Below are 16436 nucleotides of genomic sequence, written 5' to 3'. Positions count from 1 at the left end.
CAGCCCGGCCCGGTTGCGCGGCGGACGGAGCGGCGTGGGCCTGCGGGGCCGCGACCGCGCCGGGCGCTCCGGTGAACAGGACGGCCGCGGCGGCGGCCACGGTCACCGCGCCGCGGAGGGAAGTGCTGATGCGCACGGAGTGCCCTTCTCTTCTCTGTTCTTCTCTGCTGTTCTCTGCTGTTCTCTGTTTTTTCGATCTTGATCGGTCTTGTTGTACTCGATGTTGTACTCGTTGTTGTACTTGATCAACGGTCGGTACGGCCACCGGCCGTCAGCCCTCGCGTGCCAGGAACCCCTGTACCGCTTCGAGGAATTCGCGCGGGCGCTCCTCGTGGACGAGGTGGCCGGCGCCGTCGATCGTGACCAGTTCGGCGTGCGGGATCAGCTCCGCCATGCGGGCGAGGTCCTCCTGCCGGATGTGGCTGTCGGCGCCGCCGCCGATCACCAGCGTCGGCGCGGTGATTCGCGGGAGGCCGTCCCACCAGCGCGGATCCGGCGCGTTCCGCTCCGCCACCACCGCCGCCTTCGCCGCCCAGTCGAACGCCGCCGGGCCGGCCGGCGCTTCCGGTACCTCCTGCGGCGGGTCGGCGGGCAGCGGCGGCGCCGCCTCCTCCAGGACGAGCCGCGCCACCAACTCGGGCCGTTCGGCGGCCAGCAACAGCGCCGCCACCGCGCCCAGGGAGTGGCCGATCAACGTGACCTCGCCGAGTCGCAGCTCGCGGAGGAAGCCGATCGCGTCGTCCCGCCACCGCTCGAAGCCGTACTCGCCGGGCCAGTCGCTCTGCCCGTGCCCCCGCAGGTCCAGCGCGTACACCCGGTGGGTGGTCGCCAGCTGGCCGACCACCCCGCGCCAGTCCTCACCGTCCTCGCCGAGGCAGTGCAGCAGTACGGCCGGGGGCGCGTCCGCCTCGCCCCACGCCCGGTACGCCAGCTCGACCCCGTCCACCTGCACCTTCTGTACATCCGCCATGGGCCGAAGGTACCCGTGGCGGCACGCTTCGAGACCCTTGACGTGTTCGCCGCCCGCTGATTACTTGATTCCGACACCGGCCACCGAATGATCGGTCGGCGTCCGGGCGACCGGTACGGGACACGGGCGGTGCATGCGGATGGCAGGAACGCCGGACAGGCCGAAGGCTACGGAGACGTACGACGTCACGAGGGTGAAGACGGCGACGGAGACGGAGACGAGCACGTACGACGTCACGAAGGCGTACGACGATGCTGAGCGGCTGACGCGCGAGGAGCTCCGGGCACTCCAGCTCGAACGGCTGCGGGCCACACTGCGGCACGCGTACGACCACGTGCCGTTCCACCGCGCCTCGTTCGACAAGGCCGGCGTGCAGCCCGAGGACTGCCGTACCCTCGCCGACCTCGCGCACTTCCCCTTCACCTGCAAGGACGACCTGCGCGCCGACTATCCCTTCGGAATGTTCACGGTACCGCAGTCCGCCGTACGGCGCATCCACGCGTCCAGTGGGACCACGGGCCGCCCGACCGTCGTCGGTTACACCGAGCACGACCTGTCCGTCTGGGCCGATGTGGTGGCCCGGTCGCTGCGTGCCGCCGGCGCCCGGCCCGGCCACAAGGTGCACGTGGCGTACGGATACGGGCTGTTCACCGGCGGGCTCGGCGCGCACTACGGTGCCGAGCGGCTGGGCTGCACGGTCATTCCGGCGTCCGGCGGCATGACGGCTCGTCAGGTACAGCTCATCCAGGACTTCCGGCCCGAGATCATCATGGTGACCCCGTCCTACATGCTCACCCTTCTGGACGAGTTCGAGCGACAGGGCGTCGATCCGCGGACGACCTCCCTCCAGGTGGGCGTCTTCGGTGCCGAGCCGTGGACCGAGGAGATGCGCCGCGAGATCGAGGAGCGGACGGCCATCCACGCGGTCGACATCTATGGCCTGTCCGAGGTGATGGGGCCCGGCGTCGCGCAGGAGTGCGTGGAGACCAAGGACGGGCTGCACGTGTGGGAGGACCACTTCTTCCCCGAGATCGTCGACCCGGTCACCGGCGCGGTGCTTCCGGAGGGTGAGGAAGGCGAGCTGGTGTTCACCTCCCTCACCAAGGAGGCCATGCCGGTCGTCCGCTACCGGACGCGCGACCTCACCCGGCTGCTGCCGGGCACCGCGCGCCCCGCCTTCCGCCGGATGGCCAAGGTCACCGGGCGCTGCGACGACATGATCATCCTGCGCGGGGTGAACCTCTTCCCCGCCCAGATCGAGGAGATCGTGCTCCGCACCCCGGGGATCGCGCCGCACTTCCAGCTGCGGCTGACCCGTGAGGCCCGGCTGGACGAGCTGACCGTACGTGCCGAGGCCCGCCCCGGCGCGTCCCCCGAGCAGCGCACGGCCGCGGTGGAACGGATCGCCCGCGCCGTGAAGGACGGCATCGGGGTCACCGTGGCGGTCGAGATCGTCGCCCCGGAGACGCTGGAGCGCTCGGTCGGCAAGATCAAGCGCATCGTCGACCTCCGGGACACGTGACCTGGTCTGCCCCGACGCCTGACTTGGCCTCTTCCGACGCCTGACCCCACCCTTCCTGGGGCTCTCCCTCAGCCAGTAGGCGGTTCCCCCTTGATGATGGCGAACGTGGCGCCGTACGGGTCGCGGAACATCGCCAGGCGGCCGACTCCCTCCGCGTCCACCGGCGGGATGAGGGCGACCGCGCCGCGCTCGGTCGCCGCCGCGGCCGTCGCGTCGCAGTCGTCCACGCCGAAGTACGGGTGCCACTCGGAGGTGGAGCCGCGCTCGCGGTGCTCCTGGGGCAGCTGCATGATGCCGCCCTGGCCGAACGCGGGCGAGGCCGCGACGCCCGCCGGGACGACGATGGTGTACGCGCCCGCCTCGCCCATCGGCAGGTCCTGGTACTGCCAGGAGAAGACCGAGCGGTAGAAGTCCTTGGACCTGGCGCTGTCCGTGGTGTACAGCTCGGTCCAGCACAGGGTGTTGGCCTCCATCACGGCCTCCAGCCCCTTCGTGTCGCCGGGCTGCCAGACCGCGAAGTCGGCGCCGTCGGGGTCGGTGAACGCTGCCAGCCGGCCGGCCGTGAAGACGTCCATCGGCTCGGCGCGGACCGTGCCGCCGGCCGTCTCCACCGCCTTGGCCGTGCCGTCCGCGTCCGGCGTGTGGAAGTACACCGTCCAGGAGGGGCTGGCGCCCTCCTCGACCAGCGGGCCGATCGCGGCGACGATCCTGCCGTCCAGCCGGAAGAAGCCGTAGCCGCCGGCGTCCGGTCCGGCGGACTCGAAGGTCCAGCCGAACACCTCGCTGTAGAAGGCGACGGCCGCGTCCACGTCGGGGACGCCGAGGTCGAGCCAGTTCGGCGCGCCCGGTTCGTACTTGGTCGAGAGCATGAGCAGATCCTTCGGGTGTGAGGCGAAGCGTGGTGAACTGCTGTCATGACGGTGTCCGTCCGCCGGCCGAGTACGGACCGCACCACCCATTTTTCTGAGCTGTCCTCAGCATGGCAGGCACCACTGACAGTCGCCCCGCAGCGACACGTCGCCGCAGGTCAGGCGGCATGCCGCCGGACGGCCGCGCCGTCCCGGCGGCCGCTCAGCGGCGACCGCTCAGCGGCGGCGGCCGAACCGCTCCCGCAGCTCCCGCTTGAGGATCTTGCCGCTGGCGTTGCGCGGCAGCTCGGGCACGAAGACGACCCGCTTGGGCGCCTTGAAGGCCGGCAGCCGGGTGCGGGCGGCGTCGATCAGTTCCTGCTCGCCGAGGTCGCCCGCGTCCTCCTTCGGTACGACCACCGCCGTCACCGCCTCGATCCACCGGTCGTCCGGCAGCCCGATCACCGCGACCTCGGCGACCTTCGGGTGTTCGTACAGCACGTCCTCGACCTGCCGGGAAGCGACCAGTACGCCGCCGGAGTTGATGACGTCCTTCACCCGGTCGACGACCGTGAGGTACCCCTCGGAGTCCCGTACGGCGAGGTCTCCGGAGCGGAACCAGCCGTCTCTGAAGGCCGCGGCGGTCTCCTCCGGCTTCTCCCAGTACCCCTCGCACAGCTGCGGGGAGCGGTAGACGACCTCGCCCGCTGTGCCGTCGGGCACGTCCCGGCCCTCCTCGTCGACCACCCGCGCCTCCACGAAGAGCACGGGCCGCCCGCAGGAGTCCATCCGCCCCGCGTGCTCGCCCGGTCCCAGCACGGTGGCCAGCGGGCCGATCTCGCTCTGCCCGAAGCAGTTGTAGAAGGCGAGGCCGGGGAGGCGGCCGCGGAGCCGTTCCAGTACCGGCACCGGCATGATCGACGCGCCGTAGTACGCCTTGCGCAGCCCGGTGAGATCGCGGGCGGCGAAATCGGGGTGATGGGAGAGGCCGATCCACACCGTGGGCGGCGCGAAGAGGCTGTCCGCGCGCCCCGCGCCCACCAGTTCGAAGATCGTGTCGGCCGCCGGCGCGTCCAGGATGGTGTTCTGCGCGCCCACGGCCAGGTAGGGCAGCAGGAAGACGTGCATCTGGGCGGAGTGGTAGAGCGGGAGCGAGTGCAGCGGCCGGTCGGTTTCGGCCAGGTCGAGCGCGGTGATGGCGCTGACGTACTCGTGCACGAGCGCGCGGTGGGTCATCATCGCGCCCTTGGGGAGCGCGGTGGTGCCGGAGGTGTAGAGCAGCTGCGCGAGGGCTTCGGCGTCGACGTCCGCGAGCGGTGGGAGGGCGGCGAGACCCGCGGGGTCCGTGCGCAGCCGTGCCAGCCGGGCGAGCAGCGCGTCGTCGGCGTCACGGAGCGGCAGGGCCCGTACGCCGTCCGGGAGTTCGTGCGCGAGCGCCGGGTCGGTGAGGACCAGAGAACTGCCGGATTGTTCGACGATGTACTGGAGGTCGTCGCCGGTGAGGTGGTGGTTGATGGGGACGTGGACGAGGCCGGCGCGGGCGCAGGCGAGGAATCCGATCAGATAGGCGTCGGAGTTGTGCCCGTACGATCCGACCCGGTCGCCGGGGTGCAGTCCCTCCCCGAGGAGCAGCCGGGCCGCGGCGGTGACCGCCTCGTCCAGTGCCCGATAGGTCCAGGACCGTTCGGCGTACCGCACCGCCGTGCGCTCCGGCACCCGCCGCGCGCTCCGCCGCAGCATTCCGTCGACCGTACTGCTCCGCACTCCTGCCATGGCGCGATCCTGTGCCCAGCCTCCGCCCGGGTCAAGGGAGGCGGCACCGGGACGCGGCGGCCCCCGGGACCACAGCCACCGCGCCGCGCCTCAGAGGGCGTCGCCGCGGCGTGCCTCAGACGCGGTGCCGCGTCTCAGAGGGCGATGCCGCGCCGCGCCTCAGAGCGCGCGTTCGCGGCCCTCCCAGTACGGCGCGCGCAGCCGCCTCTTGTAGAGCTTGCCGTTCGGGTCGCGCGGCATGGCGGCGATGAAGTCGACGCTCTTGGGGAGCTTGTAGCCGGCCAGCCGGGTGGCGCAGTGGGCCAGGATGTCGGCGGCCAGCGCGTCGTCCGGTACGCGGCCGTCCGCCGGTTCGACGACGGCCTTGACCTCCTCGCCCCAGTCGTCGTGCGGGATGCCGAAGGCGGCGGCGTCGGCGACGGCGGGGTGGCCGAGCAGCGCGGCCTCGATCTCGGCGGGGTAGATGTTGACGCCGCCGGAGATGATCATGTCGATCTTGCGGTCGCGGAGGAAGAGGTAGCCGTCCTCGTCGAGGTAGCCGAGGTCGCCGACGGTGAAGAAGTCGCCGATGCGGTTCTGTTCGGTCTTGCCGTCGTCCTTGTGGTAGCGGAAGCCGCCGGTGGCCATCTTCATGTAGACGGTGCCCAGCTCGCCGGCCGGGAGGCGGCGGCCGTCGTCGTCGAAGACCGCCAGTTCGCTGATGGGCCAGGGCCTGCCGACCGTGCCGGGCTTCTTGAGCCAGTCCTCGGCGGTGGCGAACGCGCCGCCGCCCTCGCTGGCCGCGTAGTACTCCTCCACGCACCTCCCCCACCAGTCGATCATGGCGCGTTTGACGTGGTCGGGGCAGGGCGCGGCGCCGTGGATGGCGTGCCGCATCGAGGAGACGTCGTACCGGTTCCTGGTCTCCTCCGGTAGGGCCAGCAGTCGGTGGAACTGGGTGGGCACCATGTGGGTGTGCGTGCACCTGTAGGTGTCGATGAGGCGCAGCATCTCTTCGGGTGTCCAGCGGTCCATCAGGACGAGCCGGTGGCCGATGTGCAGGGCGGCGGCGGAGAATTGCAGGACGGCGGTGTGGTACAGCGGCGAGCACACCAGGTGCACGTTGTCGTCGAACGGTTTGATGCCGAAGATGCCGAGGAAGCCGCCGAGGTGGGTCTCCTCGGGGAGCTTGCCGGGCAGCGGGCGGCGGATGCCGCGCGGGCGGCCGGTGGTGCCCGAGGTGTAGTTCATGACCCAGCCGAGCGTGCGGCCCTCAGGAGCCGTCTCCGGCTGTCCGGCGAGGAGTTCCGGGTACGGGCGGAAGCCGGCGGCCGTGCCGACCGCGTAGCGGCGCTCAGCGGGCATTCCGGCCTCGTCCGCGGCGGCGCGCGCCGCGTCGGCGAACCGCTCGTGCGCGATCAGGACCTTCGCCCCGGAGTCGGCCACGATCCAGGCGATCTCCGGGCCGACGAGATGGTGGTTGACGGGTACGAGGTAGAAACCCGCCTGCGCGGCCGCCAGGTAGGCGGTGAAGAACTCGACACCGTTGGGCAGTACGGCGGCGAACGCGTCGCCGCGGTCGAGGCCCGCGGCGCGCAGCCCGTGGACGAGCCGGTTGCACGCGGCGAGCAGCCGGCCCGCGGTCCATTCCTCGCCGTCCGTCGCGATCAGGACCGTGCGGTCCGGGTCCGCGGCGGCCTGGGCCCAGAAGCCGTTGGGGGGTTGCGACATGGCCGAGCTCCCTTCGGGCGGATCAGACGCGACCCGCGATCCGGTTGATGCGGTCGATGGCGCGTTCGAAGCCGCGGGTGAGGTCGTCGAAGACGGCCTGCACGCTGCGGGTGTTGTTCATTTGTCCGACGATCTGGCCGACGGGGGTGCCGAGCAGCGGCTCCGTCTCGTACTTCTGGATGCGCGACAGCGCGTCGGCGACCAGCAGGCCCTGCAGGGGCATGGGCAGCGGGCCCGGGCCCGTCGGGTCGTCCCAGGCGTCGGTCCACTCCGTACGGAGCTGGCGCGCGGGCTTGCCGGTGAGGGCGCGCGAGCGGACGGTGTCACCGGGCCCGGCGGCCAGCAGCTTCTGCGTCAGCCGCGGTGAGTGCAGCTCGGCCTCTTCGGTGGTCAGCCAGACCGAGCCGAGCCAGACGCCCTGCGCACCGAGGGCGAGGCCGGCGGCGACCTGTTCGCCGGTGCCGATGCCGCCCGCGGCCAGTACGGGGAGCGGGTCGACGGCGCGCACGACCTCGGGGGTCAGCACCATCGTGGCAATCTCACCGGTGTGCCCGCCCGCCTCGTATCCCTGCGCGACGACGATGTCGATCCCGGCCTCCTGATGGTGCCGGGCGTGCCGGGGGCTGCCGGCCAGCGCGGCGACGAGAATGCCGTGATCGTGGGCTCGTTGAACGATGTCGGCGGGCGGCGAACCCAGTGCGTTGGCCAGCAGTTTGATCGGGTAGTCGAAGGCGACGTCCAGCTGGGAGCGGGCGACCTGCTCCATCCAGCCGGTGATCCGCCACCCGGGCGCCGCGCCCTCGGGAAGCGGGGGCACGCCGTGTTTGGCGAGCGTTTCCTCGACGTACTGGCGATGCGCGGCCGGGATCATCGCCTCGATGTCCGCCTCGGTGACGCCCTCGACCTTCTTCGCGGGCATCACGACGTCCAGGCCGTACGGCAGGCCGCCGGTGTGCTCCTGCATCCAGTCCAGGTCACGCGCGAGGTCGTCGGCGGCCGTGTACCGCACCGCGCCGAGCACGCCGAACCCGCCGGCCCGGGAGATCGCCGCGGCCACGGCGGGGAACGGCGTGAACCCGAAGACGGCGTGCTCGACACCCAGTGTGCTGCTCAACTCCGTCTGCATGCGCGCAGGATGCCGCAGCGCGCCGCACGAGGGAAGAGATTTTCTGACACCACGTCAGTTTTATGGCCACCGGAGGAAGATCCCTCCCATGAGCCCACTTCCCATATGCGGCCCCGAGGGCCCGCTGCGCACCGTGGAGGGCCCGCCGCGCCCCTCCCCCGTCCGCGCCGTGCTCTTCGACTTCTCCGGCACGCTCTTCCAGATCGCGTCGTACGCCGACCGCATACGTGCCGCCATCGGCTCCCCCGTGAGCGAGGCGGCGATGGACGCCCTGCTGACGGGCCTGGAGACCGGGCTCGCGCAGCCCGATGTCGTGGCGGCTCAGCGGGGCCGGGATGTCTCGGCCGCGGCCCATCGGCACGCGTTCACGACGTGGTACGCGTCCGTGCCGGGCCTCGTGCCGGTCGCGGAGGCGCTGTACGAGCAGCTGCGGTCGCCGGAGCACTGGCGCCCGTACGCGGACGCGGCGGAGACGCTGGACGCCCTCACGGAGCGCGGCATCGCGCTCGGGGTGGTCAGTGACGTCGGCTGGGACCTGCGCCCCACCTTCGCGTACCACGGGCTCGACCGGTACTTCTCCGCGTGGGTGCACTCCTACGAGTACGACACGGAGAAGCCCGATCCGGCGCTGTTCGCGCACGCCTGCCGGCAGCTGGGCGCCGCTCCCGCCGAGACGCTGATGGTGGGCGACCACCCCGCCAAGGACGGCGGCGCGGCGGGCAGCGGCCTGCGGTCGTACGTGCTGCCGGCCGGTGCCGCCCCGGGGGCCGTCCGCGGGCTGGACGCGGTACTGAGGCTGGCGCTCGCGCCCCACCCGTAGGCCACCGCCGCACCTTCGTGTTCAGCCCGTCAGCCCCGTAGGCCACCGCCGCGCCTTCGGGCTCAGCCCTCCAGTACCGCCATCGCCGCGTTGTGGCCCGGGATGCCGCTGACGCCGCCGCCTCGGGGGGCGCCTGCGCCGCACAGGAGGACGTTGGGGTGTGCGGTGGCGACGCCCCAGCGGGCGGCGGGGGTGTCGTCCGTGGGGTCGTCCGCGTACGGGAAGGACAGGTCGCCGTGGAAGATGTTGCCGCCCGGGAGGCGGAGGTCGCGTTCCAGGTCGAGCGGGGACTTCGCCTCGATGCAGGGGCGGCCGTCGGCGTCGTGGGCCAGGCAGTCGGCCAGCGGCTCGGCGAGGTGCGCGTCGAGCTGTTCGACGGTGGCTCGCAGGAGGCGTTCCCGGGCCGCGTCGTTGTCTGCAGCGAAGAGCCGCGCCGGGGTGTGCAGGCCGAACAGGGTGAGGGTCTGGTAGCCCTGGCGCACCAGGTCGGGGGCGAGGATGGAGGGGTCGGTGAGGGAGTGGCAGTAGATCTCGCTGGGCGGCGCGGCGGGCAGTTCGCCGGCCGCGGCCTGCTGGTAGGCGGTCTCCAACTGCTCGTAACCCTCGGCGATGTGGAAGGTGCCGGAGAACGCCTCCCGCGGGTCGACGGTCTCGTCCCGCAGCCGGGGCAGCCGCGTCAGCAGCATGTTGACCTTGAGCTGGGCGCCTTCGGGCGGCTCGGGCGGCTGCTCCCCGAGGAGCGCGGCGAGCGTCTGCGGGGCGGCGTTCACCAGGACGTGGCGGGCGGCGAACGTACCCTGCGCGCACGTCACTTCGGCCGTCGTCCCGTCGGTGGCCAGTCCCGTCACCTCGTGCCCGGTGGCGATCTCGGCGCCCGCCTGCCGGGCGGCGCGGGCCAGCGCGTCGGTGAGCGCGCCCATGCCGCCGAGCGGCACGTCCCAGTCGCCGGTGCCGCCGCCGATGACGTGGTACAGGAAGCAGCGGTTCTGGCGCAGGGATTCATCGTGCGCTGAGGCGAACGTGCCGATCAGGGCGTCGGTCAGGACCACGCCGCGCACGAGGTCGTCGGCGAAGGTCTTCTCGATCGTCTCGCCCACCGGCCGCTCGAACAGCGCCTGCCAGGCGTCCTCGTCGTCGATCCGGGCGCGCAGCTCGGCGCGGGTGGGGAGCGGTTCGGTGAGGGTGGGGAAGACGCGTTCGGCGAGCCGGGCGGTGGTCCCGTAGAAGCGTTCCCACGCCTCGTACTCGCGGTCCGAGCCGGTCAGCGCCTCGAACGCGGCACGAGTACGGGCCGGGCCGCCGCCCACGAGGAGCCCGCCGGGGCGGCCGTCGCGGTCGGCGGGCGTGTACGAGGAGACGGTGCGTTTGCGGACGGCGAAGCGCAGCCCCAGGTCCTGCACGATCTTCGGGGGCAGCAGGCTGACGAGGTAGGAGTAGCGGGAGAGCCGGGCGTCGATCCCGGCGAAGGCCCTGGTGGAGACGGCGGCGCCACCGGTGTGGCCGAGCCGTTCCAGTACGAGCACGCTGCGCCCGGCGCGGGCGAGATAGGCGGCGGCGACGAGACCGTTGTGCCCGCCGCCGACAATGATCACGTCATAGGACGTCCGTTCCGGCATGTCTCTTGGTAGCACGGAGCGATCAGTACCGGCCAGAGGTCGGTACTCCTCCGGTCAGTGTCGACCGGGAACGGTCACTTCCATGCTCGATCGATCAGCCCCAGCAACAGCTCGGGCGCCATCCGTACCCCTCAGTGCCCCTGCGTCCCCCGCTGCTGTCGCAGCGCCGCCACCCTGCGGTACAGGCCGACCGCCTCGGCGGAGCGGCCGAGCTGTTCCAGGCAGTGCGCCTCGTCGGTGCGGCTGGCCAGCGCGTCGGGGTGGTCGGGCCCGAACACCCGCTCGCGGGCCTCGGCGACCCCCCGGTACACGGACAGCGCCTCGGCCCAGCGGGTCAGCCAGCCCAGCCCCACCGCCACCTCGCGGCGGCTGACGAGCGTGTCCGGGTGGTCGGCGCCGAGCACCTTCTCGCGCAGCGCACACACCTCGCGCGCCTCGGCCAGCGCCTCCTCCCAGCGCCCGAGCCGCCCGAGGTTGACGCCGAGGCCGTGCCGGGCGCGCAGCGTCTCCGGGTCCTCCGGTCCCTGCGCCTCCGTACGGGTCGCCACCAGGTCGCGGTAGAGCTCCAGGGCCTCCGCGCTGCGGCCGAGCCGGCCGAGGCTTATGCCGACCTCGTAGGTCGCGGCGAGCGTGTCGGGGTGGTCGGGGCCGAGCGCCTGGGCGCGCGCCGCCGCCACTTCCCGGTAGGTGCGCAGCGCCTCGGGCCAGCGGCCCAGTCGGCCGAGCGTGTAGGCCACCTCGCAGCGCGTCACAAGGGTGTCGGGGTGGCGCTCGCCGAGCACCCGGGCGCGTGCCGCGGCGACCTCCCGCGCCATCTCGTAGGAGTCCTCCAGCCGGCCGAGGCGGCTGAGGTTGAAGGCGAGGTTGTGGCGGCAGCGCAGGGTGTCGGGGTGATCGGCGCCCATGGTGCGGTCACGGGCCGCCAGTACCGCCGTGTAGACCTGGTGCGCCTCGAAGTGGCGGCCCAGCCGGCCGAGTACGTACGCGGTCTCCTGGCGCGCCGCGAGCGTGTCGGCGTGTTCGGGGCCGAGCGCCCGCTCGCGGCCCGCGGCGACCGCCTCGTACTCGCGCAGCGCGTCGGCGAAGCGGCCCGAGCGCGAGAGCGTGAAGGCCACTTCGAAGCGGCTGGCGAGGGTGTCGCGGTGGTCGGGCCCGAGCACGTGTTCCCGTTCGGCGGCGACCGCGCGATGCACCTCGCCCGCCTCCTCCCACCGGCCGAGCCGGCCCAGGCTCAGCCCGGCGTTGTGCCGGCCGGCGAGCGCGGCGAGCGTCGCGGGCGAGGGGGTGGGGCGTTCCCTGGCGGGCGGGGTGCTCTCCGTTCGGCGCGGCTCGAAGCCGGCGGTCCAGGAGCCGGTGAGCTCGCCGACGGCGCCGCGGGACGGCGTGCGGGGCGCGCGGGCCGGCCGCGCGCCGGCCCCGATCCGCATGCCGGCGGTCCAGGCGGGCAGCCCGGAGGCGGCGGCCGACTGCGGGGCGCGGGCGGTGGCGATGCGCTTGCCCAGTTCAGCGGCGTCGCGCGGGCGGTCGTCGGGGTCCTTGGCGAGCAGGTCCAGGACGATGCGCTCGTAGGGCTCGGGGAGGTCGGGACGGCGCTTGCGGAGCGGTTCGGGCGCGGTGTCGCGGTGGCCGACGAGCACGGCCCAGGCGTCGTCGAATTCGAACGGCGGGACACCAGTGGCCAGTTCGTACAGCACGCAGCCCAGCGAGTACAGGTCGCTGCGGTGGTCGATGGTGCCGCCCGCGATCTGTTCGGGCGACATGTAATGCGGGGTGCCCATGGCGACGCCGGTGCCGGTGAGGCGGGCGGTGAAGCCGATGTCGTGGCCGAGCCGGGCGATGCCGAAGTCGCAGATCTTCACCGTGCCGTCCGCTATCCGGACGATGTTCGCGGGCTTCAGATCCCGGTGCACGACCGCTTGCTCGTGCGTATACGCGAGCGCCGCCGACACCTGGTCGGCGATGTCGACGAAGTCCGGCACGGGCAGCGGGTCCTGGCGGTTGTCCTCCAGAAGCTGGCTGAGATTGCGCCCGTCCAGCAGCTCCATGACGATGTACAGAATGCCGTCGTCCTCGCCGAAGTCGTGCACGACGGTGATGCCGCGGTGCTGCAGGCCGGCGGCCACCCGCGCCTCGCGCCGGAACCGCTCGCGCAGCACCCGCATGAACGACGGGTCCTGCTGCTGCCCCAGCGGCTTGAGGCACTTCACCGCGACCTGGCGGCCCAGGGACTCGTCCCGGGCCCGCCACACCTCGCCCATCCCCCCGCGCCCGATCAGATCGATCAGCCGGTAACGGCCGTGGATCAGCCTGCTTTCCCCCATCGCCTGCTGCCGCCCCCCGTCCCCGTCGTCACTCCTGTGGCTCCCCCTGAGCACCGTGAGCCCTCAGTATGGCGGCCGGGCGGCACAGCTTGTAGGCCGACGGGCGGGTGCCGGGTCCGAGTCTGGCCACCGCACGCAGGATGTGCTTCGGCGGCAGCTGCCAGCGCACGGTCGGCGGGACCGCCCGCAGTACGCGTCCGGCGGCGCGCAGCCGCCGGTCGACGGCCGCAGGGGGCGGCACCGGCCTGCCGTACAGCTCGTGCGCGTACGGAGGGAGCGCCTCGTACGCCAGCGAGGCCACCCGCCGCCACAGCAGCGCGCGTACGGGGACCAGCGGGAGGGGCGCCGGCGGGCGCCGCAGGAAGTCGTCGACGGCCGCCGCCTCCGGGGTGGCGGCCAGCTCGGACCGCACCCCTTCGAAGTACGCGGCAAGCTGGGCACGGTCCGCGGGCACGGTGGCCGGATCGAGCCCCACCAGGCGGGCGGCGGTGCGGTTCTCCCGTATGTACGCGTCACCCACGGCCCCTTGAAGGGCGTCGGCCGCGGGATGGCCGGAACGGCGGACGACCTCCAGGTAGGAGTCGATCTCGGCGCAGTGCACCCACAGGAGCAGCCGCGGCTCGTCGACCGGATACCGCTCCCCGGTGGCGGGGTCGGTGACGGACAACGCGCGGTGGATGCGGCGAACCGCGGCACCGGCCCGCTCGGCGGCCTCGGTCGTCCCGAAGGTGGTGGTGCCGACGAAGCCCGCGGTACGCATCAGCCGCCCCCAGGCGTCCTTGCGGAAGTCGCTGTTCTGCATGACGCCGCGCACCGCCCTCGGGTGCAGCGCCTGGAGGTACAGCGCCCGGACACCGGCGATCCACATCACGGGATCGCCGTGCAGCTGCCAGGTCACCGAGTCCGGACCGTAGAGGCCGGGATCCGCCGCGCGGTCCTCGTACGCCATCGCCGTACCGCCCTCCGCCGTGTGTGACCAGGCTCGGTAATTGACACTTTGGCACGTTCCTGACCTGCGGTTATGTCAACTAGATTCAGCAGCTTTCGCCCTGGACTAGGCGATTTAGTTGGCACATTGGTACACGACAGCTGGTTCCCTCCGCGACTCCGCCTCGAGGCATGCACGTTCGATACGGGCTGGAGGCGGAGAAGAGAGAAGGCTGGGGTGCATCTTCGTGTCGCCCCGGCTGATGTGCGCGGAGCCAGGCTGCGGAGGCGGAGTCACAGTCAACGTCTGGGGAACCGGCCATTAAACAGCAGGCTCAAGTACTCGAAGGCCGAAGAAATATTCCCTGCCTGTTCGACATCGAGGGCCTTTCGAGCCCGCGTCGCAGCAGTGTGTAGCTTCGACAAGGTGCTCGCCCGCGTCGCCGTGCCAGAGCACGCGGTGAACCGACTCGCCTCCCCCTTCGGGTCGTTCATGTCCGCCAACTGAATCTTGTCCAGCCATTCAAAGTAGCCACAAAGGTGGACAAGGGGCCGGAAGGAGGTCTGCACCTCCATGTACTGGGCTGCGCGCATCTCCAGGTAGAACGAGGAGACCGGTACCGTGTTGAAGTACTTCCAGGCTTTGGCGAGCCGGGCCAACCTCTTCGCGCCGCCGCGGATGCCATCGCGCTGGTTGATCTCGTTGACGTACTCCAGGTGCGCAGTAGGAGCGGAACTCATCCATCCGCTGGTCGGCTCGGGAATGTCATAGACCGGTGTGCGATCCGCGGGTGAGGTACGAAAGCCGGGAAGGATCTCCCACTTCTCCGCCCCGTCGGCGAACATGACGGCGACGGTGGGGCGCCGGATCTGTACGACGGTGGTCGGGAAACTGGTCTGCAACGTCTCCTTCACCCAGAGCAGGGCGGTCTCGGACGTGGGCCGGTTCGCACTCATACTGACAAGCAGGTCGACATCGCAGTGATTGCGGACACCGGTTCCGTGCCCGAACGAACCAGACTCGCGGAAGAGCTGGACGCTGAACCGGGCAGAGTTCGTCAGTGAGATTTCGACGCTGCGTCGATGCCGCGCCTTGGCGTCCCGCTCACTCTGCAAAGGTGTCAGTCGTTCCAGGAAGATGTCGAAGCTCTGGGATACCGAGAATGCCATCGCGTGTTCTACCGTCCTGTCGGTGTTGTCGTCTCGTCGACGGCATAGGTCTGTCCACCGCTGCCGATGTTGCGGCGGGCCTTCTTGTAGGCCCGTCTGTTCGGCGGCTCAGCAGTCTTGTTCTGCTCATCCCGCCGCGTTGTGATCTCGGCCAGTACCTGCCGTGCCTCATCAATGGCCAAGTACGGCAGGTCGACTTCCCTGGTCTGGCGAGCCGCGGTCTGAATCTCGAGATAGGAGTTGGCGGACGCCGCGGCCTGGTTCATCCGGTGCGAGGCGTTAACCGTGGTGAGGACGGCGCCGAAGCCGGACGCCACGAGAGCGATAACACCAGCTGCTACCCGTCCCGTGGCCGAGACGAGAGCGACGGTGCCCGAGATAGCCGCCAACCCGCTCGCGGGCAGGCCGAGCCAGAGGTTGATGCCGCGCCACTGCTTGGTCATCTCGAACTGCATCTGCCCGCTGTACAGAGCGCTTTCTTCAAGCCGTCTCAACTCGGCCTCGATCGCGCTCCGGCGAGCGGAATCCGTCGTGCTGTCAGGTTCTGCCATACGCACCAAGGTACGAGTCAGCACTGACAATGGGCGCCTGATGGAGCTCTGGGGCCTGCTGATTGGAGCTAACTACGGCGGTCTTTTCGCTTAGTTGGACAGCCAGAAGGGCCCTCGCGAAGAGAATGAGGAGGGTGCCGTGACGCCCTCCTGATGAGCTTGCGCCACGCCCGCGTCATCCCGCGGCGTACCGGACTACGTGTCCGGTAGTCGAGGGCTATGTGGGTTGGCACCTTCCGGCAGGTGACCATGGTGTCGGTAGGGCATCTCGTCGGGGTACAGGTCGATGCGGACGCGCCGCCAGGCGGCGTCGAAGCTGACGTTCCCGTCGGGGGATCGTGTCAGTCGCCAGGCTCGCCAGCTCGTACGCGGTGCGAGCAGGCACCGCCACAGAGAGGTCTTCATCCGTGACGCCGGCGAGCACCACAAGTGAGCGCGCTTCGAGGAGTAGTTCATACGTTGCCTGAAGCGTCGGGGAGCGCACGCCCGTTGAGTATCGCCTGGACCTTCGCTGCGTGGTGGGGACGCTGTGCGCCCTCCATGCCGGCTGCCAGGAGCGTGTAGAGCATGCGCTTTTGAGCGTGGTCAGGGAAACTGCTCAGGAACTCGCGCAGGACTTCAACGGCCTGATACTCGACCGTCCGCTCGTGTTCCGGACGGTACTGCGCGAAGACTTCCGCTAGCGTTTTCACCTCCCCGGTGAGTGAGGGGATCTTCGACCAGTCGGCGTCGTCCCGCTCGACCCAACGAACCAGCAGGGCAGCGGGGTCGGCGAGTTCCGCCGCTACCGCCTTCGCCTTCTGCTGGCGCAGGATGTCTGCTGTGGCTTGCTTGCGCTGCGCTGCGAGCAGGGCCGCGACAGCTTCCCTGTCGTCGGACAGCAGATCGAGAGTGAGCTCGGCCCGGAAGACGACGGGCGGCTCAGTGGGCAACGTGCGCTCTCGGTTCAGGTGGTTTGCGACACGGTCGTATGCGGTTGCCAGGTCCGCCGGATCGCACGTCTTGGACACATCTTCCGCGGCAGTCCTCAGCGCTGTTCGTGCAGCGCTCACGATCCCCTCGTCCGTATCCGGGAAGGGGGG

13 protein-coding genes are annotated in these 16436 nt (G+C 71.1%); 2 read left to right on the top strand and 11 right to left on the bottom strand.

Translation table 11 applies throughout. From position 1 onward, the window contains the following. Positions 1-271: 271 nt before the first annotated feature. On the bottom strand, positions 272-970 hold the full coding sequence (locus tag ABT381_RS10540; RefSeq protein ID WP_351590794.1) for an alpha/beta fold hydrolase: 699 nt from the start codon (positions 968-970) through the stop codon (positions 272-274). A gap of 193 nt (positions 971-1163) precedes the next feature. Between ABT381_RS10540 and paaK the strand changes: the two genes are divergently transcribed. Continuing rightward, complete coding sequence (gene paaK / locus ABT381_RS10535) at positions 1164-2492, top strand: phenylacetate--CoA ligase PaaK (protein WP_351590792.1); 1329 nt, start codon at positions 1164-1166, stop codon at positions 2490-2492. Positions 2493-2560: 68 nt separating this feature from the next. Here paaK and ABT381_RS10530 read toward each other — a convergent pair whose 3' ends face one another. From ABT381_RS10530 to ABT381_RS10515, 4 genes are all read right to left on the bottom strand, one after another. Continuing rightward, positions 2561-3361, bottom strand: a complete 801-nt coding sequence (locus ABT381_RS10530) for a VOC family protein (protein ID WP_351590789.1) — start codon at positions 3359-3361, stop codon at positions 2561-2563. 216 nt (positions 3362-3577) lie between these two features. Then, on the bottom strand, positions 3578-5113 hold the full coding sequence (locus ABT381_RS10525; protein ID WP_351590786.1) for a fatty acyl-CoA synthetase: 1536 nt from the start codon (positions 5111-5113) through the stop codon (positions 3578-3580). Between the two features lie 159 nt (positions 5114-5272). After that, complete coding sequence (locus ABT381_RS10520; protein ID WP_351590783.1) at positions 5273-6823, bottom strand: acyl-CoA synthetase; 1551 nt, start codon at positions 6821-6823, stop codon at positions 5273-5275. 22 nt (positions 6824-6845) lie between these two features. Further along, positions 6846-7949 (bottom strand): NAD(P)H-dependent flavin oxidoreductase, encoded by a 1104-nt coding sequence (locus ABT381_RS10515; protein ID WP_351590780.1) that lies wholly within the window; start codon positions 7947-7949, stop codon positions 6846-6848. A gap of 88 nt (positions 7950-8037) precedes the next feature. On the opposite strand from ABT381_RS10515, the gene ABT381_RS10510 reads away from it, so the two are divergent. Beyond that, positions 8038-8769 (top strand): HAD family hydrolase, encoded by a 732-nt coding sequence (locus ABT381_RS10510; protein ID WP_351590777.1) that lies wholly within the window; start codon positions 8038-8040, stop codon positions 8767-8769. A gap of 62 nt (positions 8770-8831) precedes the next feature. Here the strand turns inward: ABT381_RS10510 and ABT381_RS10505 are convergent, their stop codons facing one another. From ABT381_RS10505 to ABT381_RS10480, 6 genes are all read right to left on the bottom strand, one after another. Continuing rightward, the gene (locus ABT381_RS10505) at positions 8832-10385 is read right to left on the bottom strand and encodes a phytoene desaturase family protein (protein WP_351590774.1); all 1554 of its coding nucleotides are present in this window, start codon (positions 10383-10385) and stop codon (positions 8832-8834) included. A 131-nt stretch (positions 10386-10516) separates the two neighbouring features. Further along, on the bottom strand, positions 10517-12706 hold the full coding sequence (locus ABT381_RS10500) for a serine/threonine-protein kinase (protein WP_351590771.1): 2190 nt from the start codon (positions 12704-12706) through the stop codon (positions 10517-10519). Between the two features lie 28 nt (positions 12707-12734). After that, complete coding sequence (locus tag ABT381_RS10495) at positions 12735-13655, bottom strand: oxygenase MpaB family protein (protein ID WP_351590768.1); 921 nt, start codon at positions 13653-13655, stop codon at positions 12735-12737. A 278-nt stretch (positions 13656-13933) separates the two neighbouring features. Continuing rightward, positions 13934-14803 carry an SMODS domain-containing nucleotidyltransferase gene (locus tag ABT381_RS10490; protein WP_351590765.1) on the bottom strand — a complete coding sequence of 290 codons (870 nt, stop codon included), beginning with the start codon at positions 14801-14803 and terminating at the stop codon, positions 13934-13936. 8 nt (positions 14804-14811) lie between these two features. Continuing rightward, positions 14812-15354: an SLATT domain-containing protein gene (locus ABT381_RS10485; RefSeq protein WP_351590762.1), complete on the bottom strand. Its 543-nt coding sequence runs from the start codon at positions 15352-15354 to the stop codon at positions 14812-14814. A 452-nt stretch (positions 15355-15806) separates the two neighbouring features. Continuing rightward, positions 15807-16406: a hypothetical protein gene (locus ABT381_RS10480; protein WP_351590759.1), complete on the bottom strand. Its 600-nt coding sequence runs from the start codon at positions 16404-16406 to the stop codon at positions 15807-15809. Positions 16407-16436: the final 30 nt, after the last annotated feature.

It is taken from the genome of Streptomyces sp. NPDC000151, from assembly GCF_040301705.1.
Classification (GTDB): Bacteria; Actinomycetota; Actinomycetes; order Streptomycetales; family Streptomycetaceae; genus Streptomyces.
This window is presented reverse-complemented; position numbering and strand designations above follow the sequence as displayed.

What these genes read in the sequence shown, in the direction of transcription:
- ABT381_RS10540 (WP_351590794.1), bottom strand. Translation starts at nt 970, where the DNA reads ATGGCGGATGTACAGAAGGTGCAGGTGGACGGGGTCGAGCTGGCGTAC.
- ABT381_RS10530 (WP_351590789.1), bottom strand. Translation starts at nt 3,361, where the DNA reads ATGCTCTCGACCAAGTACGAACCGGGCGCGCCGAACTGGCTCGACCTC.
- ABT381_RS10525 (WP_351590786.1), bottom strand. Translation starts at nt 5,113, where the DNA reads ATGGCAGGAGTGCGGAGCAGTACGGTCGACGGAATGCTGCGGCGGAGC.
- ABT381_RS10520 (WP_351590783.1), bottom strand. Translation starts at nt 6,823, where the DNA reads ATGTCGCAACCCCCCAACGGCTTCTGGGCCCAGGCCGCCGCGGACCCG.
- ABT381_RS10515 (WP_351590780.1), bottom strand. Translation starts at nt 7,949, where the DNA reads ATGCAGACGGAGTTGAGCAGCACACTGGGTGTCGAGCACGCCGTCTTC.
- ABT381_RS10510 (WP_351590777.1), top strand. Translation starts at nt 8,038, where the DNA reads ATGAGCCCACTTCCCATATGCGGCCCCGAGGGCCCGCTGCGCACCGTG.
- ABT381_RS10505 (WP_351590774.1), bottom strand. Translation starts at nt 10,385, where the DNA reads ATGCCGGAACGGACGTCCTATGACGTGATCATTGTCGGCGGCGGGCAC.
- ABT381_RS10500 (WP_351590771.1), bottom strand. Translation starts at nt 12,706, where the DNA reads ATGGGGGAAAGCAGGCTGATCCACGGCCGTTACCGGCTGATCGATCTG.
- ABT381_RS10495 (WP_351590768.1), bottom strand. Translation starts at nt 13,655, where the DNA reads ATGGCGTACGAGGACCGCGCGGCGGATCCCGGCCTCTACGGTCCGGAC.
- ABT381_RS10490 (WP_351590765.1), bottom strand. Translation starts at nt 14,803, where the DNA reads ATGGCATTCTCGGTATCCCAGAGCTTCGACATCTTCCTGGAACGACTG.
- ABT381_RS10485 (WP_351590762.1), bottom strand. Translation starts at nt 15,354, where the DNA reads ATGGCAGAACCTGACAGCACGACGGATTCCGCTCGCCGGAGCGCGATC.